Origin of the sequence: Amycolatopsis sp. cmx-4-83 (assembly GCF_046548815.1) — a bacterium.
Taxonomy (GTDB): domain Bacteria; phylum Actinomycetota; class Actinomycetes; order Mycobacteriales; family Pseudonocardiaceae; genus Amycolatopsis; species Amycolatopsis pretoriensis_A.
Map to the genome: position 1 here is coordinate 26,258 of NZ_JAEBEF010000012.1, position 26,597 is coordinate 52,854.

The 26,597-nt window shown below is 71.6% G+C and carries 24 protein-coding genes and 1 tRNA gene; 6 read left to right on the plus strand and 19 right to left on the minus strand.

Annotated elements, in window-relative coordinates; all coding sequences use genetic code 11:
* Positions 1-3 precede the first annotated feature (3 nt).
* The 9 genes from ACLJQM_RS34340 to ACLJQM_RS34380 form a co-directional block, all read right to left on the minus strand.
* On the minus strand, positions 4-534 hold the full coding sequence (locus tag ACLJQM_RS34340; protein WP_410634534.1) for a hypothetical protein: 531 nt from the start codon (positions 532-534) through the stop codon (positions 4-6).
* 13 nt (positions 535-547) lie between these two features.
* Entirely contained in the window at positions 548-1,381 is an 834-nt protein-coding gene (locus tag ACLJQM_RS34345; protein WP_033261013.1) for a LytR/AlgR family response regulator transcription factor, read from the minus strand.
* A gap of 94 nt (positions 1,382-1,475) precedes the next feature.
* Complete coding sequence (locus tag ACLJQM_RS34350) at positions 1,476-2,867, minus strand: carbohydrate-binding protein (protein WP_360775123.1); 1,392 nt, start codon at positions 2,865-2,867, stop codon at positions 1,476-1,478.
* 139 nt (positions 2,868-3,006) lie between these two features.
* On the minus strand, positions 3,007-3,309 hold the full coding sequence (locus ACLJQM_RS34355) for a hypothetical protein (protein WP_410634535.1): 303 nt from the start codon (positions 3,307-3,309) through the stop codon (positions 3,007-3,009).
* A gap of 81 nt (positions 3,310-3,390) precedes the next feature.
* Positions 3,391-4,236, minus strand: coding sequence for a S49 family peptidase (locus tag ACLJQM_RS34360; RefSeq protein ID WP_360775126.1), 846 nt, complete (start codon positions 4,234-4,236; stop codon positions 3,391-3,393).
* Between the two features lie 20 nt (positions 4,237-4,256).
* Entirely contained in the window at positions 4,257-5,582 is a 1,326-nt protein-coding gene (locus ACLJQM_RS34365; RefSeq protein WP_360775129.1) for a histidine kinase, read from the minus strand.
* Between the two features lie 247 nt (positions 5,583-5,829).
* Positions 5,830-6,690, minus strand: a complete 861-nt coding sequence (locus ACLJQM_RS34370) for an Fpg/Nei family DNA glycosylase (RefSeq protein WP_086858117.1) — start codon at positions 6,688-6,690, stop codon at positions 5,830-5,832.
* A gap of 39 nt (positions 6,691-6,729) precedes the next feature.
* Positions 6,730-7,170, minus strand: coding sequence for a DUF983 domain-containing protein (locus ACLJQM_RS34375; protein ID WP_086858118.1), 441 nt, complete (start codon positions 7,168-7,170; stop codon positions 6,730-6,732).
* A gap of 103 nt (positions 7,171-7,273) precedes the next feature.
* Positions 7,274-8,803, minus strand: coding sequence for a sigma-70 family RNA polymerase sigma factor (locus ACLJQM_RS34380; RefSeq protein ID WP_247016024.1), 1,530 nt, complete (start codon positions 8,801-8,803; stop codon positions 7,274-7,276).
* Positions 8,804-8,990: 187 nt separating this feature from the next.
* On the opposite strand from ACLJQM_RS34380, the gene ACLJQM_RS34385 reads away from it, so the two are divergent.
* Positions 8,991-9,063, plus strand: a tRNA-Gly gene (locus tag ACLJQM_RS34385).
* 94 nt (positions 9,064-9,157) lie between these two features.
* Here ACLJQM_RS34385 and ACLJQM_RS34390 read toward each other — a convergent pair.
* The 3 genes from ACLJQM_RS34390 to ACLJQM_RS34400 all read right to left on the minus strand — a co-directional run bounded on the left by ACLJQM_RS34390 (position 9,158) and on the right by ACLJQM_RS34400 (position 10,495).
* Positions 9,158-9,451 carry a YiaA/YiaB family inner membrane protein gene (locus tag ACLJQM_RS34390; RefSeq protein ID WP_247016026.1) on the minus strand — a complete coding sequence of 98 codons (294 nt, stop codon included), beginning with the start codon at positions 9,449-9,451 and terminating at the stop codon, positions 9,158-9,160.
* Positions 9,452-9,520: 69 nt separating this feature from the next.
* The gene (locus tag ACLJQM_RS34395) at positions 9,521-9,922 is read right to left on the minus strand and encodes an immunity 7 family protein (protein WP_360775133.1); all 402 of its coding nucleotides are present in this window, start codon (positions 9,920-9,922) and stop codon (positions 9,521-9,523) included.
* Positions 9,923-9,955: 33 nt separating this feature from the next.
* Positions 9,956-10,495, minus strand: a complete 540-nt coding sequence (locus tag ACLJQM_RS34400) for a DUF2716 domain-containing protein (RefSeq protein ID WP_410634538.1) — start codon at positions 10,493-10,495, stop codon at positions 9,956-9,958.
* A gap of 134 nt (positions 10,496-10,629) precedes the next feature.
* Between ACLJQM_RS34400 and ACLJQM_RS34405 the strand changes: the two genes are divergently transcribed.
* Positions 10,630-11,301, plus strand: coding sequence for an alpha/beta fold hydrolase (locus ACLJQM_RS34405; protein WP_410634539.1), 672 nt, complete (start codon positions 10,630-10,632; stop codon positions 11,299-11,301).
* Here ACLJQM_RS34405 and ACLJQM_RS34410 read toward each other — a convergent pair.
* Positions 11,286-12,800, minus strand: a complete 1,515-nt coding sequence (locus tag ACLJQM_RS34410) for a serine/threonine-protein kinase (RefSeq protein ID WP_410634541.1) — start codon at positions 12,798-12,800, stop codon at positions 11,286-11,288. The two genes, ACLJQM_RS34405 and ACLJQM_RS34410, sit on opposite strands and share 16 nt — an antisense overlap.
* 70 nt (positions 12,801-12,870) lie before the next feature.
* The gene (locus tag ACLJQM_RS34415; protein WP_360775469.1) at positions 12,871-13,476 is read right to left on the minus strand and encodes a hypothetical protein; all 606 of its coding nucleotides are present in this window, start codon (positions 13,474-13,476) and stop codon (positions 12,871-12,873) included.
* A gap of 232 nt (positions 13,477-13,708) precedes the next feature.
* On the opposite strand from ACLJQM_RS34415, the gene ACLJQM_RS34420 reads away from it, so the two are divergent.
* Positions 13,709-14,845, plus strand: a complete 1,137-nt coding sequence (locus ACLJQM_RS34420; RefSeq protein ID WP_410634543.1) for a hypothetical protein — start codon at positions 13,709-13,711, stop codon at positions 14,843-14,845.
* Here ACLJQM_RS34420 and ACLJQM_RS34425 read toward each other — a convergent pair whose 3' ends face one another.
* Both ACLJQM_RS34425 and ACLJQM_RS34430 read right to left on the minus strand, forming a co-directional pair.
* Complete coding sequence (locus ACLJQM_RS34425; protein WP_410634545.1) at positions 14,846-18,025, minus strand: glycosyltransferase; 3,180 nt, start codon at positions 18,023-18,025, stop codon at positions 14,846-14,848.
* A gap of 10 nt (positions 18,026-18,035) precedes the next feature.
* Complete coding sequence (locus tag ACLJQM_RS34430) at positions 18,036-19,442, minus strand: SAM-dependent methyltransferase (protein WP_410634547.1); 1,407 nt, start codon at positions 19,440-19,442, stop codon at positions 18,036-18,038.
* Between the two features lie 66 nt (positions 19,443-19,508).
* On the opposite strand from ACLJQM_RS34430, the gene ACLJQM_RS34435 reads away from it, so the two are divergent.
* Together ACLJQM_RS34435 and ACLJQM_RS34440 are read left to right on the plus strand one after the other, a co-directional pair.
* Positions 19,509-20,825 carry an alginate O-acetyltransferase AlgX-related protein gene (locus ACLJQM_RS34435; RefSeq protein WP_410634549.1) on the plus strand — a complete coding sequence of 439 codons (1,317 nt, stop codon included), beginning with the start codon at positions 19,509-19,511 and terminating at the stop codon, positions 20,823-20,825.
* A gap of 124 nt (positions 20,826-20,949) precedes the next feature.
* Positions 20,950-22,188: a DUF1707 domain-containing protein gene (locus ACLJQM_RS34440; RefSeq protein ID WP_410634551.1), complete on the plus strand. Its 1,239-nt coding sequence runs from the start codon at positions 20,950-20,952 to the stop codon at positions 22,186-22,188.
* Positions 22,189-22,343: 155 nt separating this feature from the next.
* On the opposite strand, the gene ACLJQM_RS34445 is transcribed toward ACLJQM_RS34440, so the two are convergent.
* The 3 genes from ACLJQM_RS34445 to ACLJQM_RS34455 all read right to left on the minus strand — a co-directional run bounded on the left by ACLJQM_RS34445 (position 22,344) and on the right by ACLJQM_RS34455 (position 25,025).
* The gene (locus ACLJQM_RS34445; protein WP_247016046.1) at positions 22,344-23,012 is read right to left on the minus strand and encodes a response regulator; all 669 of its coding nucleotides are present in this window, start codon (positions 23,010-23,012) and stop codon (positions 22,344-22,346) included.
* Complete coding sequence (locus ACLJQM_RS34450) at positions 23,009-24,115, minus strand: sensor histidine kinase (RefSeq protein WP_410634553.1); 1,107 nt, start codon at positions 24,113-24,115, stop codon at positions 23,009-23,011. The genes ACLJQM_RS34445 and ACLJQM_RS34450 overlap by 4 nt, the downstream gene beginning before the upstream one ends.
* 76 nt (positions 24,116-24,191) lie before the next feature.
* Positions 24,192-25,025 (minus strand): helix-turn-helix transcriptional regulator, encoded by an 834-nt coding sequence (locus tag ACLJQM_RS34455; protein WP_360775160.1) that lies wholly within the window; start codon positions 25,023-25,025, stop codon positions 24,192-24,194.
* Between the two features lie 101 nt (positions 25,026-25,126).
* On the opposite strand from ACLJQM_RS34455, the gene ACLJQM_RS34460 reads away from it, so the two are divergent.
* A complete protein-coding gene (locus ACLJQM_RS34460) occupies positions 25,127-26,551 on the plus strand; it encodes an MFS transporter (protein ID WP_410634554.1) in 1,425 nt (474 codons plus the stop codon).
* Positions 26,552-26,597 lie beyond the last annotated feature (46 nt).

Below are 26,597 nucleotides of genomic sequence, written 5' to 3' on the forward strand. Positions count from 1 at the left end.
GAACTAATTCTCGATCATGTCCACGAACGCGCGTTCGTTGCGTTCGGCCAGCCGGTTGTACCAGATCCCGACGCCGAACAAGAACGGGAACGGCAGCACGCCGAGGATCAGCCAGGCCACCGGGATACCGCCCAGGCTCGACCGGGAGAACCCGGGAACCAGGTAGAACAGCACCGGCAGGGAACCGAACACGACGACGACCAGCAGCGCCAGGAGCACCGCCGTCCGCAGCTGCACCTTCACCAGGTGGTCGCGGACGAGCAGCTTTCCCCAGCTGGTCTGCTCTTCCAGCTCGACGCGGGCGCGCAGGGTGCCGCCGGCGCGACGCGGGTCGGCCAGGATCACCCGCTCGCGCTTGGGTTTCGCGTGGTGCTCCGGCTTCGGCTGCTTCTCCGGTTCCGGCGCGGGCGGCAGCGATTCGACGACGGCCCGGTCGGTCGGCTGCGGCAGCGGCCGCTGGCGGGCCCGCCTGCCGAGCGTCGGATCCGGTTCGCGCACGCCGTTCGCGCGGCGCTCGTAGAAGTCGTCGGTCATGACCGGGCCCAGGTCAGCCGTTCCGGCCCGAACCGACCAGCCGGTCCTTCAGCGCACGGGTGTGCCGTCGGCTCACCGGCAGCACCTTCTCCTCGTTGCCGATCACGACCTGGTAGCCGCCCTGGCCCATCCGCAGTTCGGTGATCAGCGGCAACGCGACCAGGAACGACCGGTGGATCCGGACGAAACCGGCCTTTTCCCAGCGTTCCTCGAGCTGCGCCAGCGGGATCCGGACCAGGTGGCTGCCTTCGGTGGTGAACAGCCGCGCGTAGTCGCCCTGCGCCTCGACCCAGCGGACCGAAGAGCGCGGGATGAGCTTGGTGGTGCCGGCCAGTTCGACCGGGATCACCTCGTCGTCGTTCTTCACCGGCTCGCCGCCCAGCGCGCCCGGCGGGGGCGCGGCAGCGGCGGCCAGCTTGTCGATCACACGCGTGATCGCGCGGTCGAGGCGGTCCTGCTGGTACGGCTTCAGGACGTAGTCGAGCGCACCGAGGTCGAAGGCGTTGACCGCTTCTTCGGCGTGCCCGGTGACGAAGACCAGCGCGGGCGACGGCCGGAGGGCGGCGAAGACGCGGGACATCTCCATCCCGGACAGCCCGGGCATGTCGATGTCCGCGAAGACGGCGTCGACGATCGGCAGGCCGCGGTCCTTGCGCTCGCGCAACCGCGGGTCGTCGGTGGACAGCAACCGAAGCGCCTCGGAGGCGTCGATCGCCGGGAACACCTTCGCCACGTGCGGGCTGTTGCGCAGGCAGTGGACGAGTTCGTCAAGACCGTTCGGCTCGTCGTCCACAGCCAGGACCACGAGTTTCCGGGTGTCATCGTGAGCACTCACAGTGAAACGCATCCTGCCCATTGCCGAGTGCAATGTCCAGCCCCCGTCTGCCTGAAGTGAGAGGCCGACCCGCGGACGGCACCGCCGCCCGCGGGTCCTTCCTGTCTCAGTGCACGAACGTGAACCAGTTGAGGTTCACGAAGTCGGCGGGCTGGCCGCTCGTGAACGTCACGTACACGTTGTGCACGCCGGTGACCGCGCTGATGTTCGCGGGTACCGTCCGCCAGCTCTGCCAACCGCCGGTATTGCCGACAGCGAAGCTGCCGATGGGGGCGTTGGACAAGCTGTCCAGCCGGACTTCGACCAATCCGCTGACGCCGTTCGCGGCGCCGGACGCCACCCGCGCCTGGAAGTTCGTCGCGGCGGAGCTGCCGAAGTCGACGTTCGGGTAGAGCGCCCAGTCGCCGTTGCCGGCCGGCCCGATGTTCTGGCCGCCGCCGGTGTCGCTGGTCGTCTGCTTCGCGAGGCCGTTCTGCTGGCTGTACGACTCGGCCTGGATGGTGCTGTAGGCGCTGCCGCCGTTCCCCGGTGGTGTCGTCGTGGTCGGCGGGGTCGTGGTGCCGCCGCCCGTCCCGCCGCGCGTGCTGACGGTGACGTAGTCGACGACCATCGGGTGCCCCGGCACGATCCCCGGCCCCGGCGTCGTGGTGCCGGAGTTGTTGTTGGGGAACGCGCCGCCGATGGCGACGTTCAGCAGCACGAAGTAACCCTGGTGGGTGGTCATGTTCGCCCAGGTCGTGGCGTCGACCTGGTTCTGGCTCACGGAGTGGAACTGCTGGCCGTCGACGAACCAGCGGAACACCTGCGGGCTGGTGCTCGCGTCCCATTCGAATCGGTAGGTGTGGAAGGCCGACTGGCAGCTGCTGCCGGGGCAGGCGCGGTTGGCGACGATGCCGGTGGTCTCGTTGCACGGGCCGCCGGGGTTGACGCCGCAGTGCAGGACGCCCCAGACGGAGTTGATCCCGTTGACGTTTTCCATGATGTCGAACTCGCCGACGGCGGGCCAGTTCCACCAGTTCCCGCGGTACGGGCCGCCGAGCGCCCAGAAGGCGGGCCAGTACCCGAGGGCAGCGGCGCCGGTGACGTTCGGCATCTGGATCCGGCTTTCGATCCGCATGACCCCGCCGGCCGGCGGCTTGAAGTTCGTCCGCTGGGTTTCGATCCGCGCCGACGTCCAGTTGCCCGCCCCGTCGCGCAACGGCGTGATGCGGAGGTTGCCGGCGCCGTCCTGCGAGAGGTTGCCGGTGCTCGAGGTGTAGTTCTGGATCTCGCCGGTGCCCCAGTTGCCGGGGCCGCCGGGGTAGCTGTGGCCGGTGTCGACGATCCAGTTCGAGCTCGAGGGGAGCGAGCCGGAGCTGCCCGTGAAGTCGTCGGCGAAGACGGTGGTCCAGCCCGATTCGGGCGGCGGGATCGACGCCGCGGCGGGCATGGTCAGAGGAACCGCGATGAGCGCTGCGCCGAGCACGGCGGCGAGTGCGAATCTTCGGGAGTGGGGCATCGGGTACGACCTCCTCGTCGTCCGGATTTGTTGCCGATCGCAACAAAGCCCGTCGATTAGGAGACCTGACGTCTTGCCTCGGAGCCAGGGGCGTTACGAGGGAAGGGTGATGTAGGTCACAAAGTCTGCCCGGAAGTGCTCAAACCGGACACGGAAGTCGCGAAGCGGTCGCCACGTTTTGCGGGCATCGTTCAGGCGTCCGTGGGCCCGGTACCGGACCGAAGTCCTCGTCGATCGGACCGCTGAGCTTGCCGGCGAGTGCCGGGTCAGCGTGGATGGCGGCGGTGCTGCGCCATTCCGTGATCGTTTGGGCGAGCACCGACCACTGCCCCAGCTCCGCGGAAGCCTGGAACGCACGCGCGAAGTCGTGGACGAACTGCGCCTGCTCCGCGGCCGGCAGAACGTCCACCCAGGGGAACTCGTCGAGCAGCGCCGCCGCCACATCCCGCGGGAGGTGAGCCAGTACATTGCGCAGCGCACGGGCCGCGGCCACACTTTTTCAGAAGTCTGCGCAAGTCACTCGTCAGAGGCCGAAGCGGGACCACGCTGCCTTCTGCGTCACCGCGTCCAAGACCGCTGACGCCGCCGCTGGGGCGCCGATGCCGAGGCGGGCCAGGAGGGGGCGCTTCGGCTCGGCCACCGAGATCTCCGCGTCCGGGAAGCGCTCCGTGATGATCTGGCGGAGGCTGCCCAGGCCGTCGATCAGGCCCAGCTCCGCCGCCTTCGCGCCGAGCCAGACGTCGCCGGTGAAGAGGTCCTCCGTGGTCGTCAGGCGGTCGCCGCGGCGTTCCTTGACCCAGCTGACGAACAGGTCGTGGAGCTGGGTGTGCATCTTCTTGAGCCACTCGACGTCTTCCGGCTTCTCCGGCGAGAACGGGTCGAGGCGGGACTTGTTCGCGCCCGCCGTGTGCAGGCGGCGCTCGATTCCGAAGCGCTCCAGAAGCCCCGTGAAGCCGAAGCCGCCGCTGATCACGCCGATCGAACCGACCATGGAGGTGCGGTGGGCGTAGATCTCGTCGGCCGCGCACGCCAGCCAATAACCACCGGATGCCGCCACGTCCTCGCAGAACGCCAGGACGGGGACCTTCTTCTCGTCGGCCAGCTGGCGGATGCGCTCGGCGACCAGCCCGGACTGCGTCGGCGCGCCGCCCGGGGAGTTCACCAGCAGGGCGACCGCCTTCAGCCGCTCGTGGCCGAAAGCCCTGGTCAGGGCCGATTCGACGGCGCTCAGGTTGATCGCGCCCCTGGCCAGCGGGGACGGCGACGGCGTGATCACGCCGTGCAGCTTCACCACGGCCACGACGTCTTTGCGCTCCACGCGGTCGGCGAGCACCGGGATCCGCGAAGCCAGCTTCTCCGTAACGCTCATGAAGCCAGGCTAGCCGGGACTCAGCCCATGGGGAGGATGCCCGAGCGCGTGCCGTTGACTCCGCTCACGTCGGCGCCGTTGAGCTGGGCCGGGCCGCTCTGCGTGGGGACGTCGGCCGGCGCGGTGTCGTTGTCGGAGCTGTAGTCCGGCATGTTCGGGCGGACGCCCGGGACGAACTTGGGCACCCGCAGCGTCACCTTCATGCCGGCGCCCGGCGCGGTCTCGACCATCACCGCGTAGTCGTTGCCGAAGACCTGCTGCATGCGCTGGCTGATGTTGCCGAGCCCGACGTGCGCGCCGGTGCTGTGCGCGTTCTTGACGTCGTTGAGCCGCCGCGGGTCCATGCCGATGCCGTCGTCCTCGACGCTGATCAGCGCCTCGGTGCCGTGGTCCTGCGCGATCACCGTGACGCAGCCGCCGCTGGGCTTGCTGGCCAGCCCGTGCTTGACCGCGTTCTCCACCAGCGGCTGGATGATCAGGAACGGCACGACGACGCTGAGCACCTCGGGCGCGATCTTCATCCGCACCTCGAGCCGGCCGCCGAAGCGGGCGTTCTCGATGGTCAGGTAGCGGTCGATGTTGCGCAGTTCCTCGGCGAGCGAGGTGAACATGCCCGACGAGCGGAACGAGTAGCGCGTGAAGTCGGCGAAGTCCTGAAGCAGCTCTCGCGCCTCTTCGGGGTCCGTGCGGATCAACGCGGAGATCGTGTTCAGCGCGTTGTAGACGAAGTGCGGCGAGATCTGCGCGCGCAGCGCCTTGATCTCGGCCTGCTGGAGCTGCTGCTTCGACTCGTCGAGCCGGGACAGCTCGAACTGCGTGCAGACGAACTGCGCGACCGCGTCGGCCATCTGCACCAGGCGCCCGCGGGTGCGGCCGACGACGATCAGCGCCGCCTCGGTCTCGCCCTCGACAAGCAGCGGCACGATGACCGCGGTCTTCATCCGGCAGGTGCCGCGGTGGTTGCAGGGCATCCGGTCGTGCGCGACGACCTCGCGGCGGTGCTTGCGGATGGCCGCGCCGATGGCCTCGACGAGGTCGACGTAGTGCTCGTTCGCCTCGCCGTCCCAGGACAGCAGCGTGCCTTCGCTGTCGGTGATGCCGACGGCGACGCAGTCGAGCATCTGCAGCAGCTGCGTGGTGATCTTGTCGGCGGCGTCCTCGTCCAGCCCGGACCGCAGGTTGGGCGCGGCCTTCGACATCCGGTGGACGGCCTCCAGCATGGCCTCTTCCTTCAAGCTGGCCGGCTTGCGCTGTTTCACGAGCAGCACGATCACCAGGACGAGGAGCAGGACCGCGACACCCCACGGGATGATCTGCGCAAGCGGAAACCCGGACACGGCGTCCATGCTCTGCGCTCGACCAACCGGGTGCAAGGCCTGTTCCCACTTTCTGTCCAACTGTGATGACCGAGGGTTGAAGGGACCCTACCGAGAGTCGGAACCGGGCCCGCGTGGTCACTGTCCGCAACACGCGGGAGGCGTCGCCTGTTCCACCCCTTCCGGCGAAAGCCGCAGGAAGGCGTGGGTTTCGCCGGAAGCGGACCCGCCGTCGGAGACGCCCGGCGCAGCACGTGCGGCCGAACGGGCGAATCTGCTACTTCAGGAGCCGCGACATCCGGCGGTCGGCGAGCGGCTTGCCGCCCGTCTGGCAGGTCGGGCAGTACTGGAACGACTTGTCGGCGAACGAGATCTCGCGGATCGTGTCGCCGCAGACCGGGCACGGCAGGCCGGTCCGCGCGTGGACCCGCAGGCCCGAGCGCTTCTCGCCCTTCAGGCGCGCGGCCTTCTGGCCGACCGAGCGCTTGACGGCGTCGGACTCGATTTCGACGATCGCCTCGGCGAGGGTTTCCAGCGCGCCGTCGTCGAGCTTGCCGATCGTCGCGTACGGCGAGAGCTTCGCGCGGTGCATGATCTCGTCGGAGTAGGCGTTGCCGATCCCGGCGATGAGCGACTGGTCGGTGAGCGCCCACTTCAAGCGGGTGTTCTTGCCGGCGAACAGTTCACGCAGCTGGGTCGCGTCCAGGGAGAGGGCGTCCGGGCCGAGGCGCGCCACGCTCGCGATCTCCTGGGGGTCCTTGACGATCCACACGGCGAGGCCCTTCTTCGTGCCCGCTTCGGTGAGGTCGAAGCCCGGCCCGGTCGCGGACTCGAGGTGCACGCGCAGCGAGATCGGGCCCTTGCCCGGCTTCAGCGGCGCCGCGGCGAGGCCGTCGGACCAGCGCAGCCAGCCCGCGCGCGCCAGGTGGACGACCAGGTGCAGGTCACCCGCGACGACGTCGAGGTGCTTGCCGTGCCGGGTCGCGCCGGTGATCTCGCGGCCGTGCATGTCGGTCCACGGCGGGGTCGCCGTCTTCAGCACGCTCAGCGATGCGACATCGATGCGGAAGATCGTCTGGCCGACCGCGTTCTCACGCAGGTGGTGGGCCAGCGCTTCGACCTCGGGTAGCTCGGGCATGTCCCCAGTTTCACCCCTTCGGCCGAATTCCGGTACCGGCTATTCGACCGGGTGCAGCGGCCCGTCGAAGTCCGGCAGCGAGTGCCGCTGGATGGTCTTGGAAATCTTCTTGACCTCGCCCTGCACGGTGAACATGCCGCGGATGGTGCCGACCCAGCGCTCGGACGGCCGGTCGCCGGTCACGTCGCCCTCGGTCTCCGCGACGACCGTCCAGGGGCGGCGCAGGATCCACCGCAGGGGGAAGAACAGGATGACGAGCAGCAGCGCCAGCAGCACCCACGCGGGGATGTTGACCTGGTCCGGCGTCCACACGACGAGGATGACGGCCAAGAGCGCGGTCACCACGATCATCGCGATGCCGGGGCCGTAGCTGCCCGCGACGTCGTGCTCGAAGTCGTCGGCCGTCGCCGGCGCACGCCATTCCATCTGGGCACGGACCACCCAGTCGCGGCCGTCTTCGCCGCGCACCAGCCGGTTCATTCAGTTGCCTCCAGGGCCGCCCGCAGGGTGAGCAGCACAACGGTACCGTGCCCGGCCGCGACCGCGCGAGGGAGGAATCGGACATCCCACCCGGCGAAGTGGATCACCGCTGTTCGGAGCCGGTCGCGGTCGATTCCGAAGGTTCGCTCGAACCAGTGACTTCCGACGTGCTGCTCGGGCACGGTTTTCCGGACGTCGGCGTCACCGTCGTCGTCGGCTCGGTCGTGCCGCTCTCGTCGTCCTTCGGCTTCGTGCCGTCGGACGGCGGCGTGGAGGCTTCGGGGCGGCCCGTCGGCGACAGCTCGGGCACCTCGGCGCTCTCCGGCGAGTCGCTCGACTCGGTGGTCATCGTCAGGTCCGGGGTCGTCGTCGTGTCGAGCCGCGGCGACGTCGCCGGGTGGTCGGGTGCGCTCAAGGTCGACGACGTGAGGTCTTCGCGGGGCGTGAGTCCGTCGCCGCCGCCGACTTCGCCGGCCGGGACGTCGCCGGCGGGCACGTACGGCACCTCGTTCGCGCCGAGCTGCCCGGCGCCGGCCCGCGGCCGGACCGGGAGGGCGATGCCGGTACCGCGGCCGTTGAGCACGCCGATGCCGATCTGGGCGTCGGGCTGCTGCGGTGGCGGCTGGTGGTGCGTCTCGGTCGGCGGCACCACGACGAGCTCGGGCGCCCCGCCGGTCAGCCCGACGTCCTGGACCGACGCCGACCCGAAGACCACCGGCCCGGCGGCCACCCCGACCGCGCCCACGGCGGCGGTCGACGCCAGCGCGAGCCCGATCTTGACCTTCGACCCGACCAGGACGCCCTTGATCGTCGTGCCGAGCCCGGCCAGCACGCCGCTGCCGCCGACGGACGCGGCGGCGGGCACCAGCAGCACCAGCACGCCGGCGTGCGCGCGCAGCGACGAACAGACGTCGCGGAGCTCGTCCTGGGTGGCGCGGCACGACGCGCAGCCGTGCAGGTGCGCCTTGATGCGCTCGGCCTCGGCGCCGGTGACGCTGCCCGCGGTGAACCCGCCGAGCTTCTCGACGACCGAGCGGCACGAGTCCGGCCCGCGGTTCACCGAAAGGTGTGCCTGCAGGTACGCCGCGCGCAGCCCCTGGCGCGCCCGGCGGGCCAGCGCCGCGGTGGCGTTCGCGCTCAACCCGAAGTGGGGCGCGACCATGGCGGGCTGCTCGCCCTCGACCTCGGTCTGCCACAGCACGGTCCGCCAGCGCTCCGGCAGGCTGGTGAACGCGGTGGTGATCAGCGTGTGCTCCGCGGTGCGGGCGTGCGTGTCGGCACCCGCCCCGGCGCGGAAGGTCAGTTCGTCGTCGGACACCGGGACGTCCCGGCGGGCACCGTGCCACTCCCACGAGACGCGGCGGGCGACGGTGAGCAGGTAGGCGCGGACGTAGTCGCGAGGGCCGGCCCCGCGGCGAAGGGCCTGCAGCACGCGGAAGAAGGTCTCCGCGGTGATGTCCTCGGCCTCGGACCGGTCGGCGGCCAGGCTCTGCGCGAGCCGGCGGACGGCGGCGGCGTGCAGCTCGAACAGCTCCCCGAACGCGGCGTCTTCGCCGTTGCGGAGCCGTTGCAGCAGTGCCTGCTCGTCGGATTCCGAGGCCGCTGGTGGCGGCACCGTGCCCAGCTCGGTCATCCGGCCCGGCACCTCCTCCCCGAAGGTCTCCCCGTTCGGTCGAATGGGGACACCATACGGAGGGAATCAGCCGTCGTCACCCCTTGTACGCCAGCTGTGACGCCGAAGCACCGGGTCAGGGCACCGGGGGACCCGGCGTTCGGCCCAGTAGGGGCAGGGTATAGAGTCTTCACATCAGCAAGGCAGTGCGGATGTAGCGCAGCTGGTAGCGCATCACCTTGCCAAGGTGAGGGTCGCGGGTTCGAATCCCGTCATCCGCTCAAAACTGAAGGCCGTTTCCCGGTTCGCCCGGGAGGCGGCCTTCAGTCTTTCGGGTGATCCCCGGCGATCGTCACCGCGGTCGGCCGTCCCCGGTCACACCGCGGTGGTCTTGTACGGGTCGTGCTCGGCGAGGAGCTTGTCGAGGCGGGCCTGGTCGACGCGGGAGACCACCGAGGTCTCGTCCTGTCTGTCGCGGACGCACTTGGCGAGCGTGAACGTCGAGGTCACCAGGTAGAGCATGCCGAGCGCGAGGAAGCCGCGGACCCAGCCGTTCACCGGGAGGTACGCGATGCCGCCGGTGATCGCCGCCATTGCCAGGGCGAAGGAGAGGGCCGCCTGGATGTAGAAGGCCGTCGTGGTGGGGGACGTCGTTCCGGTTTTGGTCATGTGACCACGGTCTCGTCCGGCGGTCGCGGGTGTCTTGAGCAGTACTACTCAGCCGCGGTTGCGATGTGGCTACAGCTCGTAGACGTCGAGGACCGTGGGGGCGACCGGGGTCAGGTGGGGGTCTTCGCGCTCGGTGACCTGGCCGCGGGCCATGCGGTAGACGCGGAACTCGTTGTCGTGCTCGGTGTCCTGGTCGTCCCACGTGTACAGCAGGCCGTACGAACCCGCGGCCAGCTCGCCCACCCGCGTGAACAGGTCCAGGAGCTCCGGGCCGAGGCGGCCGCCGTGCTTGTCGAAGCCGGCGAAGTGGAGCATCGGCATGCCCGCGCTCCAGCGGAGGTCGACCAGGTCGAAGTCACCGGCGTCGCGGACCGCCCGGTGGACGCGGTCGACCAGGCGCTCCAGGAGCGCCGCGTCGTCGTCGCCGCTCGCGGTCGCCTGGATCGTCAGCCAGCCGTGGTACTCGAACACCAGCAGAACGGTAGCAAGAGATCAACGCCGGGCTCAGCGGGCCAGCGCGGACGGCTTCCCGTCGCGGCGCAGGACGTTGGTCAGCACGCCTTCGCCGTGGCGCTCGAACGCCGGCACCAGCTTCTCACCGAAGACGCACAGCGTGCGCTCCCACGGGTGGCCGAGCGTGCCGAACGAGAAGTCGGAGGCCAGGAACAGGTGGTAGTCCGCGCGCGGGAACGCCGGCACCGGCCAGCGGGCGCCTTCGGTCATCAGGTGCGGGCGGACGCGGTAGGTCTGGTGCTGCCAGTGCAGCGCCCACAGCCAGTCGTCCGGGCCGCAGACCTCGCGGAACGCGGCCAGCGCGATGGCGGCCACCTGGTGCTCGTCGACCGCGTACGGGCCGAGGCGGAACTCGGCGGAGGCGCGGTCCAGGTCGCCGGGCGAGAGGTCCCAGGTGCGCGACGGCGCCGGCTCGCGGAAGCCCGGCCACGCGTGGGCGTAGGTGCTCGGCCAGAACCCCAGCTTGTCGTACACCCAGTACCAGGCGGGCTCGTCCACGACGCGGGAGACGGCTTCCCAGGCAGCATTCACTTTTAGGACCTCGAGTCTGGCCAGGCACAGAAGAACACGCGAAAGCTTCGTGTTCGACCCTCGGTTTGTCCAGTCCCCGTCCGCTCGCCGCGAACCGTGTCACTCGACCGGGTGGAGTCTGTCAGGTTGTCACCATGCGGATCGTCTTCGTCCACGGTGCCTTCGTCCGGGACGGCGCCTGGTGGTGGCAGCCGACGGCGGACCTCCTCGCGCGGCGGGGTTTGCGCAGCTCAGCGGCCGTGCTGCCGAGCTGCGAAGCCGAGCCGCGCGGGGATCTCCACGACGACGTCGCGGCCGTTCGCGCGCTGCTCGACGCCTCCGACGAGCCCGCGCTGCTGGTCGGGCATTCCTACGGCGGGATGGTGATCACACAGGCCGGCCACCACCCCGCGGTCCGCCGGCTGGTCTACGTGACGTCGTTCCTGCCGGACGTCGGTCAGGCGCTCGCGGACTTCGGCGGCGGCGAGCCGCGGCACGTCAGCCACGGTGACGGCACCGCGAGCGTCCGGGCAGAGCTCGTGCGGCCGCTCTTCGCCCAGGACTTCGACGACGTCACCTACGCGGCGGCCGCGGCGAGGCTCGCCGCCCAGAACGAGGTCGTGTTCGGCCAGCGGACGACCGAAGCCGCGTGGCGTGTGAAGCCGTCGACCTACGTCGTCTGCGGGGACGATCTCGCGACGCCGCCGGAGAAGCAGCGGGAGCACGCCGCGCGGGCGACCGACGTCGTCGAGCTGCCGGTGGCGCACCACCCGTTCGTCACGCGGCCCGAGCTCGTCGCCGAGGTGCTGCTTCAGAGGACGAGGTAGCCCATCAGGAACTCCTTCTTCTTGCCCTCGCAGCCGGCGTCGAGGGAGTCGAAGTGGCTCGCGCCCGCGTTGCAGCGGTACAGCGCCCGCGCGCTCGCGCCGGACGGCGGGTCGGCGTAGATGTTCCCCAGCAGGCCGAGCGCCTGCTGGCCCTCGCACTTCCCGCTCTGGTCGGGCGAGGTGAACCAGTCCTTCTGGTCCTTCACCTTGCACGCGAACAACTTCCGCGTCCCCGGCTCGGCCGTCGCGACGAGCGAACCGAAGATGCCTTCCTTGGTGAAGCCGCCCGGCGGGCCGACCTTCTTCGTGCCGCTGAAGTGGCCGCCGTCCTTCTGGTGGAAGCGGATCAGCGGCACCTTCGCCGGGTCGGGCTTCGCCGCGGTGCTCGTCGTCGGCGAGGTCGAAGCGGACGCGCTCGGGGCCGGGGGCTTCTTGTGGCTGGGCGACGCGGTCTTCGACGGCGCCGGCGGCTGCTCCGAGGTCGCGCCCGCAGCCGCCACCGGGGGCGGCGCCGACGGCTTGAGCAGGAAGATCGCGCCGAGCGCGACGACCACCGCCGCCGCGACCCCGGCCAGCACCAGCGGGAGCCGCTTCTTGGGCGGCCGGTCCCAGTCCACTGTGGTCGGTGACGGCGCGGCCACCTTCGCCGTCACCGGCTCGAAGACGATCGTCGGCAGCGACGCCGGGTCGACCGCCTGCGTCGGCGAGCCGGTGATCGCCGTGCGCGCGGTTTCCAGCAGCTCCCGCACCCCGGACGCGGTCAGCCGGTCCGAAGTGGACTGCGTGAGCAGGCCGCGGACGGCGTCGGCGAGCGGCCCGCGGCAGCGCTCCAGCACCGGCTGGTCGTACATGATCGCGTGCAGGGTCGCGGCCGTGGTGGTGCGCTGGAAGGGCGCGCGGCCTTCGGCGGCGTGGAACAGCGTCGCGCCGAGCGACCAGAGGTCCGCCGCGGGCGACGGGCCGGCGCCGGCGAACAGCTCGGGCGCCATGTAGCCGGGTGAGCCCATGACGCCGCCGGTCTGCGTCAGCCCCGGGTCGTCCATGGCCCGCGCGATGCCGAAGTCGGCGAGCTTCACGCGGTCGCCGGGCAGCACCATGATGTTGCTGGGCTTGACGTCCCGGTGCACGATCCCGGCCCGGTGCGCGCTTTCGAGCGCGCCGAGCACCTGCAGGCCGAGCGCGGCGACGCGGTCGTTCGCCAGCGCGCCTTCGCGGCCCACGACGTCCGCGAGGGTGGGCGCGGCGACGAGTTCCATGACGATGAACGTGGCGCCCTGCTCGCTGACGACGTCGTACACCGTGACGACGCCGGGGTCGCTGAGCCGGCCCGCGGTCCGGGCTTCGCGCATGACGCGTTCGAGGTTGGTGCCCGGCGGGGTGGCCAGTTCCTTCAGCGCGACCGGGCGCCCGAGCACCTGGTCTTCGGCGCGCCAGACCACGCCCATCCCGCCGCGGCCGAGCTCGGCCGAGATCGCGTACCGCCCCGCGACCAGTCTCATCGTCGCCCCCTGAAAGCTCGGGGGCCGATGCTAGGGGAGGCGCCGGGCGCTCCCGGCGCCTCCCCCGGGCTCAGGCGGCGTCCCAGAGGGTCAAGAACGCGGACGCTTCACTGCGCGCCCACGGCTTCAGCCGCTCGCGGTCACGCGTCGAGAGCTGGTACTCCTTCGCGCGGCGGACGTCGATCACCAGTGCCTCGCCGCCGGGCAGGAGGTCGGGCATCGCCTGCTCCAGCACCCACAGCGCGAGCTGCGCCGAGGACTTCGCCAACGGCTCCTCCTTGAAGTAGAGCCAGGTGGCGTACCGGCGGCCGTCGCTCTTGCGGAGCCCCATCTGCGGGCTGACGCCGATCTCCAGCTCGCCGATCCGGCAGCGGCCGCGGCCGACCTCGACCAGCCCCGGCGACCTGCGGCCGAGGTAGCGCAGCCAGCCGTCGGCGATTGCCGCGTAGTGCGGCTTCGTCCGGTCGTCGGCGGCGTTGACGAGGGCGCGCAAGGCGACTTCGTCCTGGTTCGCCGCCCGGCCGGACCGCACCGCGTTGGCCGCCCGCCGGTAGTAGTTGAACGCCGCTCGCGCCGGGTCTTCGTACTGCCTCCGCTGCCGCCGGACGAACGACGACCGCGACGGACCGGAACTCGCGCTGTAGCCCACGAACGTGGACAGGGTGATGTAGGCCATGGCCCTGCCTTCCTCCATCACGCCACCCGCGGACGCGGGCGGCATCTCCCCTGGACAACGCCAATTTTAGAACATATGTACGACAGTTTTCGGCCGCTCGACGGGTGACCCGGGAGGGGACTCCCGAAACCGGCCGACTTGCGCTACGTTGCCGATCAACCTCAAACCGCAACCTCGCAGGTCGGCAGCGCGTGCCAGACTGATGCCCCGAACGGTGGATGGGGGTCCTTGGATGAGCTGGCAGGAAGAGCTTCGCCGTCTCGACGCGGAGCTTGCCGAGGGTCGCATCGAGCCCGCTGACCACCGCAAACAGCGGGATGAGCTGCTCGCGCAGGCCTCCGGTTCGACCGTGCCGTCACCGGTGCCGTCGCCGCTACGCCGTCCGGGTGAAACCTGGCGAAGCGCGAACCCCGCGAGCCACCCCACGCCGGTCCACCCCGTCGCGCCCGTGCAGCGCATGGAGTCGCCCCGGCCCGCGGTGCCGCTGCCGCCCCCGCCGTGGCAGCGGACCGGCCTGCCGAAGACGGTCTCGACGAGCCACGTGCCCGCCATCCCCGACCACATGACGACCGCGCCGAGCCCGGCCGACATCACGCCGACCCGCTACCTGCGCGTCGACGGGCCGGCCGAGCAGGGGCCGGGCAGCCGGTTCCCGCCGATCACGCCGCCGGGCGGCGAGCCGCGGCCGCCGCAGCTCGAACCGGACGGCCCGTCGGGCAAGCACCGGTGGGACACCGAAGGCGGATCGCCGGGCCGGCCGACCTGGCCGTTCATCGCGCTCGGCGTGCTGGTCGTGCTCGGCATGGTCGTCGGGGCGACGATGTGGCTCGGCAACGAGGACCCGGCGCCCAGCGCCCTCTCGTCGTTCACGCCCTCCGTCACGCAGCCGCCCGCCGCCGCGACCCAGCCGCAGCTGGAGGACCAGGTGCCGCCGCTGCCCGGGTTGCAGCACCCGGAGAGCTCGACGATGTCGCTGGCCCGCGGGCTCGACCTGAAGCTGTACCCCAAGGAAGCCGCGCAGGTCTTCTCGCAGCACGGCGTCACGCAGCTCGTCTACCGCGCTTCGTCGGCCGGGGACACCGGGTTCCTCGGCTACGCGATCCCCGCCGAGAACGCCGAGGGTGCGAAGGCGATCGTCGACTACCTGCGCGACGCCGCCGCGGCCGGCGGGTTCGCCCCGATCGCCGCCGACCCGGCGTCGGTCACCGGCCGCAACGACGACCAGCGGCTGGACGGCACCTGGTACACCTCGGGCAAGGTCGCCATCGTGCTCTGGGCGTCGCAGCCGTTCGACAAGGACAAGAACGAGCTGAAGACCAGCCTCGACAACGCCGTCGCCGTGTTCAAGAAAGCGCTGCCGCCCAGCTGATCAGCCGCGCCGCTCGAGCACCCCGGTGAGCGTGCGGCGGGCGACGTCGGCGCCGAACAGGCGGTCCACCACCGTCTTGCCCTCTTCGGACAGCCGCTGCCACAGCTTGTCGTCCTCGAGCAGCGTGACGATCTCGTCGGCGAGCTCCTGTGCCGAAGCGCCGACGAGGACGTCCTGGCCGTGCGTCAGGTGCATGCCCTCGGCGGCCAGCGGGGTGGCGACCACGGGGACGCCGTAGCCGAGGCTCTCGCCCAGCTTCCCCTTCACGCCCGCCCCGAAGCGCAGCGGCGCGACGACGACCCTGGCCTCGCCGTACGCGCTGTCGAGGTTCGGGACCCAGCCGCGGACGACGACGCCGTCGCGCTCGAGCTCGAACATCTCCTTCGGCGGGTTGCTGCCGACTATCTGCGCGACCGCGTCCGGACGGCGGCGGCGCACGAGCGGCATGATCTCCTCCGCCAGCCAGCGCGCCGCGTCCCGGTTGGGCAGGTGGTCGAAGCTGCCGACGAACAGCACGCCGGAGCGGCCTTCGGGAACCGCGACCGAGCCGTCGGCGTGGTGCACGTTGGACAGCACCTCGACGCGCGCCGACGGCACCAGCTCCCGCAGCAGCGCGCGCTCCACATCGGACACGACGAAGGTGACGTCGGTGGCGCGGGTGAGCCCGAGTTCCGACTCCCGCAGCACTTCGGCGCGCCGCCGCAGCGTGAGCTCTTCGCGGGTTTCGCCGAGTTGCGCGGCCAGGTCGGCCTGCCGGTTGAGGCGGACGAAGTGCAGGTCGACCGTGTCGTAGGCGATGACGCAGTCGGGCGCGTGCTCGCGGACCTGCTCCAGCAGCTGCCAGGCGACGTGCGGCCGGGACAGCACGGCCAGGCTCAGGTCGGCGCCGGCGCCGCGCAGGAACTCCAGCTGCTCGCCGAGGCCGGTCACCACCGTCACGCCCGCGCGGTACAGCGCCTCGGCGTACGGCTCCGGGAGCGCGTTGTTGAGCGGCATGAAGACGACGCGCTGCCCGAGGCCGACGAGCAGTTCGAGGATGCGGAACATCCGCACCGAGCCGGAGTCCTTGTCCGGCATCGGCACCTGGTGGTCGGCGACCAGCACGGTGCCGCCGCGGTGGCCGTCCGCCGTGCGCTGCCGCCCGGCCCAGACCGCCCGCGGGCTCGCCTCGGGGAAGTGGTCGCGCAGCTGGACGCTCCACTTGTCGACGAAGACGCCGCGGTTGAGCTCCTGGTGGCGCTTCACGCCGGAGGAGACGTCGGTGCCGTTGGTGATGCCCTCGTGGTGCACGACGACCGACGCGGGCTGGACCATCGTCCGGTACCCGGCCGCGCGCACGGCGAAGGCGAGATCGGTGTCCTCGTAGTACGCGGGGGCGAAGCGCTGGTCGAAACCGCCGATGCGCTCGAAGAGCTCACGGCGGACGAGCAGGGCCGCGCCGGAGCAGTAGTCGACGTCGCGCAGGGCCTGGTACCAGGGCGCGTCCGGGTTCTGCAGCCTGCCGTAGTTCCAGCCGGTGCCGTCGGCCCAGATGATGCCGCCGCACTCCTGGAGGCGGCCGTCCGGGTAGACCAGCTTGGACCCGACGAGCCCGACGTCCGGCCGCGTCTCGACGACGGCGACCAGCTCGTCCAGCCAGCCGGGCCGGACCTCGGTGTCGTTGTTGAGGAAGAAGACGAACTCGCCGCGCGCGTTCTCCGCGCCCAGGTTGCAGGCGCCGACGAAGCCCAGGTTCTTCGGGGCACGGATCAGCCGGACCCCGGCGCAGCCGGCCACGCGGTCGGCGGAGTCGTCCGGCGACTTGTCGTCGACGACGATCACCTCGAACGGCGTCGCGGGCAGGTGCCGCTGGATCGAGTCGAGGCAGCCGCGGGTGTAGGTCCAGTTGCCGTACACCGGGATGACGACGCTGACGATCGGCTGGTCGCTGGTGGTCACCGCGACCGGACCCGGGACGCCGGCGGGCTCGCCGGGCAGCACGCCGGCCGGGCGCCCGAGCGCCGTCTCGTAGAAGTCGCGGCGGCGGGTGCCGCGGGGCGCGTACTTCTCGATCGAGCCGCGGTACTTCCCGATCACGCGCTGGACGAGCGCGGACGTCTCGGCGCGCAGCTTCTCGTTCTCGGCGGCGAGCCTGCCGATGGTCTCGCTGAGGCCGGTGTTGTTGCCGGCCAGCCACTCCAGGCGTTCGCGGTCGTAGCCGGCCTTGCGCTGCAGGCGGTTCAGCTCGTCGGCCGCGCGCTTGCGGTCCTCACGGGCACGCTCGGCCTGCCGGAGTGCTTCGTCCCGCTCCGACGCGGCCCGCTGTTCGGCCGCGGTGACCTGGGCGAGTTCGCCGGTGAGCCGCGTGACCGACGCCGTCGCCCGGTCGCGCTCGGCTTCCGCGCGGCCCAGCCCGTCGCGCAGGCGGCCCGCCTCGGCGGCGGCGCGGGCGACGAGCGTCAGCTTCGGGTCGATCATCGCGGACGTCGAGGGCACGTCGAGCGGCTCGTCCGACGCGACGGAGACGAAGTAGGTGTGGGGCGCGCCGGATTCGATGACCCAGCCGTCGGCGTCGTCGGGCCGCACGGTGAGGACCTCGGCGCCGGTGCCCGCGCCGTTGTCGTGGATCAGCGAGCCGACGGCGACGTTCTGCCGCAGCACGGCGACGTGCGCGAAGCTGCCGGCCAGCAGCGAGCGGAACGCCGATTCGGTCAGCTCGTGCACGTGGTAGGGGTTTTCGTTGCCGTGGTCGTGCGTGTAGACCTCGATGTCCGGGGTGCTGCAGAGGAACACCCCGCCCGGCGCGAGCCGGTTGCGGACCAGCGCCATCAGCCGGTCCTGCTCGTCGACGTGCTCGATCGCCTCGAAGCACGTGATGACGTCGAAGACCTCGCCCTCGAGCGCGGCCGGGTCGGTGATCGAGCCGACCTCGAACCGGACGTGCGGGTAGCGGGCGCGGGCGTGCTCGACGGTCCGCGGGTCGATCTCGAGCCCGACGACCTCGGCGGCGGACGTGGCGACCAGCGCGGCGCCGTAGCCCTCGCCGCTGGCCAGGTCGAGGACGCGCTTGCCGGCGGTGAAGCGGCCCGCGAACGCGTAGCGGTGGTAGTGCTCGTAGATCACCTGGAGGTCTTCGGTCCACGGCACGCACCGCTCGCCGGTCCACTCGATCAGGCGCTCACCGCTCGTCCCCTTGCCCATGGCGGGCAGATTAGCGGAGGCTCAGTCCGACCAGGACGTACGCCAGTGTGCGGCGGTCCCCGCCCAGCCCGGCCGTGATCGACCAGTCCGCGTCGAGCGAGAGCCGCACCTGCCGGTGGGCGTCGAGCCGGACCGGCAGCACCTGCTCGGTCAGCCCCGCGCCGACGTCGGCCTTGGCGACCGGGACGCCGTCCACGGACACCGTGACGCTGCCGTGCTCGGTGGCGTCGTCCGGGAGGTACGTCTTGAGCTCGAGCGCCTCGACCCCGGCCGTGGTCAGCACCGGGAACTCGATCGACGGCGCCGCCCAGTCGTCGTGGGCGACGCCGTTCATCCGCCCGGTCACGACGCCTGCGCCGCTCACCAGCCGTTCGCCGTTGGTGCCGCCGGGCCGGAACGAGACGCGGCCCGCCGGGTCGACCACGCGGGTGTCGCGCACCGACCGCTCCGGCGTCCGGTTGCCGTGCACGCGCAGGGGCTGCGGCGTCGGGTGGAACAGCGCGGTCAGCCGCGTGCCGGTGACGAGCCCGAGGTCGAGCAGGCTGTCGTCGAGCACGCCGATCTCGTCGATCAGGGCCACGTGCGCGGGGTCGTCCATGTCGAAGTTGTGACCGTAGATGCGGTCGACGAACGGGTCGATCACGTTGCCGTAGGGCAGGAACAGGCTCGGGTGCAGGTGGTCGAGCAGCACCGGCAGGACGTCCTGGGCGCGGATGCCCTCGAACCCGTCGGCGGCGCAGTCGACGTCCTCGAACCGCTCGTCGGTCCGCCCGGTCAGCGAGTTGTGGCGCAGCTCGGGCGGCAGCGTCGCCCAGATCCGGTCGACGACCTCGTGTGCTTCGGGCCACCGGCGGTGCCCGTTGCGGCCGATCATGTCGTGCACGACCAGGACGCCGTCCGCGGTCAGGCTGCGCTTGATCTGGCCGTAGAGGTGTTCGAGGTCCAGCACGTGGTGCAGCGCCTGGAACCCGACGACGACGTCGTGCTCGGCGTCGGCGCGCCAGGTGTTGAAGTCGGCGGTGATCAGCTCGACGCGGTCGGCCACGCCCTGCTCGCGGGCCGAGGCCTCGGCCCGCGCCTGCATCTCGGGGTTCAGCTCCAGCAGCCGCAGCCGGACGTTGTCCAGGCCTTCGGCGGCGAGGCCGCGCAGCCAGCCGAGCTCCTGGTCGCCGTTGCCGCTGCCCAGCGACAGCACGACCGCGTCCCGCGAGAGCTGCCGCGCGCGCTCGGCGATCTGCCCGACGATCAGCTCGTCGAGGCCCGGTACGCCGAGCGCTTCGAGCTTCGGGCGCACGTGCCGGTTGGACCACCGGTGCGCCGACGGCGGCAGGTTGCCGTGGATCTCCTCCTGGCCGGCGAAGGTCTCACGTTCCCTGGCCAGCCGCGCCTCGTAGCCCGGCCCTCGGCCACCGTTCATCGCACGTCCCTCCGAGATCACCGATTCCGGAACCGCCCGGTACCGGCCCGGCGCTAGGATACGGCCGTGTCGTCCCGTCCTCCGTCGCAGTTGCCCACCCAGCCGGCGCTGCCGAGGACCCCGGAGTCGTTCCTCCCCAAGGAGCACAACCTCTACCGGCCCCGGCACAGCAAGCGCCAGCGCACCGCACTGGCCTGCGCGGCCTTCTTCTTCGTCACGCCGCTGTTCCTGTCCGCGGTCGGCGTGCGGCCGTCCGCGTTCGAGAACCGGCCGCTGCGCGACTTCCCGAGCCTGTCCGACGGCTTCGGGTTCTTCACCGGCCTGTCCGGCTGGGCGACCGACCACCTGCCGCTGCGGCAGGCCGGGGTGCAGGCCGCCGACGCGATCGGCACCGGCGTCTTCGGCGACCCGCCCGGGTCCGGCCAGGGCACCAGCCACGACGGCGGCACCGTCGGCGTCGACCAGGGGCAGCCGAACACCGGCGACGTCCCGGGGTACGTCTACCCGACCGTGCTCCCGGGCAAGGACGGCTGGCTCTACCTCGGCGAGGACGTCAACGCGCGGTGCCGCCCGGTGATGGACACCGACCACGTCGTCGCGGCCCTGCGGAAGCTGCGCGGCGTCGTCGAGCGGTCGGGGCGGAAGTTCGAGCTGGTCATCGCGCCGGACAAGTACAGCGAAGAGCCGTCGCACCTACCCGACACCTACGTCGGCAAGCCGTGCGCGCAGGCGCGGACCGCCGAGTTCTGGAACCGCGTGCCGCGCGAGGCCGGCGCGATCGACCTGCGGCCGGCGCTCGCCGACGCCGAAAAGCGCGTCGGGCACTCGCTGTACGACCGCAACGACACGCACTGGTCGTTCGACGGCGGCCTGGTGATGACGTACGCGCTGGGCTCGGCCCTCCAGCCCGGCAGCACGGCGAACTGGCAGGCGGCGCCGACCGGCGTCCGGCCGTGGCCCGCCGACCTGGCCCGGGTGCTCGGCAAGAACGAACAGCGCTCGCTGACGACGTACAGCCTGTCCACCGACGGCGGCGCCGACCGGACCCGCTACATCGCCAGCGACTTCAAGTCCCCGCTGCACCTGAGCCAGCCGGACGGCGCCAAGCCGAAGGGTTCGATAGCTCCGAACACGGCGGTGGTCGCCGACTCGTTCACCCAGTTCGCCAGCCCGTTCCTGGCCGCGACCTGCCAGGACGTCACCATCGTGCACGCCGAGACGGTGGCGCAGAGCACGGCGCAGGAGATGGCGGGCCTGTTCGCCGATCGCGACATCGTGACCTTCGAACTGGTCGAGCGGAGCGTCATCGGCGGGTCGTCGGCGCTGCTGCGCGACCAGACGATCGACCTGCTCGGGCAGGTGCTCGCGGCGCACCCGCGCTGACCTCCGCCACGCCGAGGTAACGACGGGGTGGTGGGCGACGAACAGGTGAGCACACCCGTGCACAATGACTCCGTGCGAACCCTCAGTTCGCACTCGCAGGCGACATACCCAAGGGGGTACCGGGGTGACCTGGCAGGAAGAGCTGCGCAGGCTTGACGAGGAGCTCGCGGCGGGCAACCTGACGGCCGACGAATACCGGGCGCGGCGGGACCGGGTCCTGTCCATGGCCGTGTCGACCGGCGAGAGCCAGTCGGCGGCCTCCGCGCAGCCCGTCCAGCCCGCGCAGGCGCAACCGGCCGGCAACGCCGCCGAGACCCAGATCATCCCGCCGGTGTCCCCGCCCCAGCCGCAGTCGCAGGAGAACTCCGCCGAAGCGACGCAGGTCGTCTCCGCGGCCGACGCCGGCGGTGGCGAGCGGACCCAGGTCGTCCCGCAGTGGCAGCAACAGCAGCACCCGCACTCGCCCTCGGGCGGGTTCCCGCAGCAGCAGCCGCCCCCGCAGTACGGCCAGCCCTCCCCCGCCGGCGGGTTCGCCCAGCCGATGCAGCAGCAGAACCCGTGGGGCGCGCAGCAGCAGGACGTCAGCCCGCCGTGGGGCGGTTCGGAGTTCCCGCCGCTGGCGCCGTCCACCAACGCCGACTGGATCAGCCAGGGCCCGGAGAGCTTCCAGACCCAGCCGTCGTCCGGCAAGGGCAAGAAGATCGCGTTCGCCGTGCTCGCGGTGCTCGTGGTGGCCGGGCTCGGCTTCGGCGTCTGGGCGCTGTTCATCAAGGACGGCGGCGGCCAGAACCCGCCGGTCGCGCAGAGCTCGAGCCAGCAGCAGCCGCCGCCCGCGCCGACCGTGAAGCCGCTCCCGGAGCCGCCCGCGGCCAAGCCGGAGCCGGCCGACAACTCCGCCTCCCTGGTCACCCCGGCGGGCACGACCCGCGCCGGCGGTGGCGAGTTCGACCTCGACAAGCTGCAGTCGGCCAAGTACCTGCCGACGACGGTCATCGAGAAGCTCAAGCAGAGCGGCATGACCGAAGGCCTGCTCAAGACGACCAAGGACGGGGACGTCACGCTGGGCCTGTTCGCGCTGGAGCTGCCGAACGCGCAGGCCGCCTCCGCGGTGGCGGCCGAGTACGGCAACGCGGAGCAGGAAGGCGGCCTGACCGTCAACCGCAACCTGTCGCTGCACGGCGTCCAGGTGTACTCGGCGGCGGACACGAACCAGCAGGTCTACCGCGCGGTCTACGTGCTGTACAACCGCGTGATCATCATCGACTCGTTCGGCCCGTCCAAGGACGCGACGCTCAGCTCGTTCAAGACGCTGCTGACCGCGCAGGTCCAGAAGGCGCCGCCGACGGAGCGCACCAACAACTGACCCGAACGGGTGAGTTCGGCCGTGTCGGTGAACGCCGTCCCCCTCCCGGACGCCTCTTGAGCAGAGAGTCGGCCGGGAGAGGAGGCGCCGCATGATCTGGATCTGCTTGGTCGCGGTCCTCGCCGTGGTGTTCCTGGTGCGGACCGTGCGGGCGGTCAGGCGGGGCGACGCGGGCTGACCAGCCCGGATTCGTAGGCCAGCACCACCAGCTGGGCCCGGTCGCGCGCGCCGATCTTCGTCATGATGCGGCTGACGTGGGTGCGCGCCGTGGCCGTCGAGATCACCAGGTGGGCGGCGATTTCGTCGTTCGACATGCCGCCCGCGACGAGTGCGAGGACCTCGCGTTCGCGGTCGGTGATCTCGCGGACGGCGCTGGTGTCGATGCGCCGGTTCTCGGGGCGCCCGACGAACTCCTGGATCAGCCGGCGCGTGACGGTCGGCGCCAGCAGCGCCTCCCCGCTCACGACGACCCGCAGCGCGCGCAGCAGCTCGACCGGCTCGGTGTCTTTCAGCAGGAACCCGCTCGCGCCCGCCCGCAGCGCTTCGTAGACGTACTCGTCGACGTCGAACGTGGTCAGGACCAGCACCTTCGTCCCGGCGAGCTCGGGGTTCGCGGTGATCCGGCGGGTCGCTTCGAGACCGTCGACGCCGGGCATCCGGACGTCCATCACGACGATGTCCGGCTTGTGCTCGAGCGCGCCGGCCACCGCCTGCTCGCCGTCGCCCGCCTCGCCGCACACCTCGAAGCCGTCCTCGGTCTCCAGCAGCACGCGGAACCCGGCGCGGACCAGGACCTGGTCGTCGGCCAGCAGGACGCGGATCATGCTTCCCCCTCGATCGGCAGCTCGACGCACACTTCGAAACCGCCGTCGACCGGCCCGGCGGTGCACCGGCCACCGAGCGCGGCGGCGCGTTCGCTCATCCCCCGCAGGCCGTGGCCCGGCGTCGGCCGGGCGGTGCCGCGACCGTCGTCGCGCACCCCCAGCGTGAAGGTCCCCGGCTGCCGTTCGAACCGGACGGCCACGCGTTCCGGCCGGTCGGCGTGCCGGACGACGTTGGTCAGCGACTCCTGGAGGATCCGGTACGCGGCCGCGTCCACCGGCGCCGGGAGGTCGCCGGGCTCGCCGTGGACCTCGACCGCCAGCCCGGCGTCGCGGGCGTGTTCGAGCAGTTCGCCGGCCTGAGCGAGGCTCGGGGCGGGCGCCTTGTCCTCGCCGGAGCGCAGCACGGCCAGGGTGGCCCGCAGGTCCTTGAGCGCGGACGCGCTGGCGGCCTTGATGTTCAGCAGCGCCTCCTTCGCCTGCTCGGGGCGCCGGTCGGCGACGTGCGCGGCGACGCCCGCCTGGACGTTGATCATGGCGAGGCTGTGCGCGACGACGTCGTGGACCTCGCGGGCGATGCGCAGCCGCTCCTGCTCGGCGAGCCGGTGGCGGTGCTCGTCGGCCTGCGCGCGGCGGGCGGCGAGCGCGTCGAACTGGTACCGCACGGCGGTGCCGACGCCGATCACCGCGACCAGCCAGACGACGAGGAACCCGGCGCCGAACGCCGGCGCGAACGACCCCGACGTCATGACGTGGACCAGATAGAGCACGGTCAGCGCGGCGGACCCGGTGATCCCGGCGGTCAGCGGCCCGCGCTGCCGGGTGAGCAGGAAGAGCGCGACGGTCGGGACGAGGATGACCGGCCCGCCGGGCAGCCCGGAGGCGTAGTAGCCGAACGCCGACGCCGTGGTGACCAGGAAGATCGTCAGCGGGAAGCGGTGGACGAGCAGCAGCGTCAGCCCGGTGGCGGCGAGCCACGCGGCCGCGAGCGGGGTCATCGGCGGCGAGCCGGGCTGCCAGCGCGACGCACCGCTGGTCGCCCCGAGCACGAACCCGGTGACGACGACGGTGCGCACCACGCGCCCCACCCACGGCTGCCATCTCATGCCGCGAAAGCTACCGGTCGCGCGGCCGCGGCGCGTCCGTCCCGGAGCGGCTCCCGGCGTACGCCGTACGCCGTAGTCAGCCGAGCATGAGCGGCAGCTTGGCCGCGGTCTCCTCGTCGGCCGGGGTGTAGGTCGACACCGTGATCTCCGAGCGACGGCCGTAGTGGAGGTAGGTGAAGTTGAACCGCAGCAGCCCGACGTCCGGGTGCAGGTACCGCTTCGTGCGGATCGGCTCCGAGTTGACGTCGTGGTGCGGCCAGAGCTCGGCGAACAGCGGCGACTCCGCCTTGAGCCGCTTGACCAGCTGCTTCCACGCGGGCTCGGCGACGTGGTCGGCCATCGCCGCGCGGAAGGAGGCGATCACGCGCGGGATGTTCGTCTCCCAGTCCAGCATCCGGGCCCGCCACTCGGGGTTGAGCAGGCACTGCACCAGGGTGTTGCGGTCGGCGAACGGGATCGCGTCGACGTCGCCCATCAGCCAGGTGTAGCCGCGGTTGTAGGCGAGCAGGTCGCAGCGCGCGTTGCGGACGGCGACCGGGTACGGCTCGAGCTTTTCGAGCATCAGCTCCATGGCGGGCGTGATGACCTGGCAGTCCTTCTCGCCTTCGGGCTCGGGCGCGCCGGCCAGGCGGAAGAGGTGGGTGTGCTCGTGCGGGTCGAGCCGCAGCGTGCGGGCGATCGCCTGCAGCACCTGCTCGGACGCGTTGATGTCGCGGCCCTGCTCCAGCCACGTGTACCAGGTGACCCCGACGCCGGCGAGCTGCGCGACCTCTTCGCGGCGCAGCCCCGGCGTCCGGCGGCGGCCCAGAAGCGGGAGGCCGACCTGTTCGGGCGTGATGCGCTCGCGCCGGCTGCGCAGGAACCTCGCCAGCTCCTGGCGGCGCAGTTCGGATTCGACGGCGGTGGTCATGGTGCCAGGATGACACGCCTTCGAAACTGGTACCAGGTAGTGGCGGTACCCGGATAAACAACAACTGGTACCAGTTTAAATCGGGGCCGATCGTAGTACCCATGACCACGACTGAACTCGCGCCGAGTACCACCGGCGCTCCCGCCCGGCCTGGGTTGACCCCCGCCGGCCTGGTCACGGTGCTGCTGGGGGCGGCACTGCCGATCATCGACTTCTTCATCGTCAACGTCGCGCTGCCGACGATCGATGCCGACCTGCACGCGTCCACCGCGACCCTGGAACTGGTGGTCGCCGCCTACGGCATCGCCTACGCGGTGCTGCTGGTGGTCGGCGGGCGCCTCGGCGACTCGTTCGGCAGGCGGCGGCTGTTCTTCTGGGGCCTCTGGCTGTTCACCCTGACGTCCCTGGCCTGCGGAATCGCCCCGACGGCGACCACGCTGGTGATCGCCCGCTCCGCGCAGGGGGCGGCGTCGGCGTTGCTGCTGCCGCAGGTGCTCTCGATCATCCAGGCGACGACGTCCGGCGAAGAGCGTTCGCGCGCGCTGGGTCTGTACGGCGCCACCGGCGGTCTCTCGACGGTCGTCGGCCAGCTGCTCGGCGGCGGCCTGGTGGCCGCGGACCTGTTCGGCACCGGCTGGCGGCCGATCTTCCTGGTGAACGTGCCCATCGGCCTGCTGGTGCTGGTGCTGGCCCGCCGCCTGCCGGAGAGCCGCGCGCACAACCCGCTGGGCGTCGACCGGGCCGGCACGCTGCTGCTGGCCGCGACGCTGCTGTCGTTGCTGGTCCCGCTGATGGAAGGCCGGGCGCTGGGCTGGCCGGTGTGGACGATCGTGCTGCTGGCCCTGTTCCCGTTCTCGGCCGCGGCGCTGGTCCACGTGGAACGACGCCTGGAGCGCACCGGCGGCACCCCGCTGCTCCCGCCGTCGGTGCTGCGCCTGCCGAGCGTCCGGCGCGGGCTGATGGTGGCGATCCCGTTCTTCGGCGCGTTCGGCTCGTTCATGTTCGTCTACGCGATGACGCTGCAGGAGGGCCTGCACTTCGGCCCGCTGGGCGCGGGTCTCGCGCTGACGCCGCTGGCGGTCGCGTACTTCACGGTGTCGATGCTGAGCAGCCGGCTGGTGGCCCGCTACGGGCCGCGGGTCGTCCCGATCGGCGGCGCGATCACGGCGGTCGGCATGGTGACGCTGCTGTGCACGACGCTGGCGCAGTGGCCGCACCTGACCGTGCTCGACCTGGCGCCGTCGATGGTGGCGATCGGGGTCGGCAACGCCCTCGCCATGACGACGTTGTTCCGGATCGTCCTGTCGCACGTGCCGACCGACCTGGCCGGCGTGGGCAGCGGCGTGATGACGACGAACCAGCAGACGTCGCTGGCGCTGGGGGTGGCGACGCTGGGCAGTTTGTACGCGGCCCTCGCCGGCTCGCTGGGCAGCCGTGACGCGTTCGCGCTGGTCATCGGCCTGATCGCGGTGCTGGCGGCGATCGTCGCGATCACCGGGCGCCGGCTGCCGGACCCGCGCGCGTAGAAATCCCGGATTCACCCGTCGGAAAAGCGGCCCGCCGGACGACTAT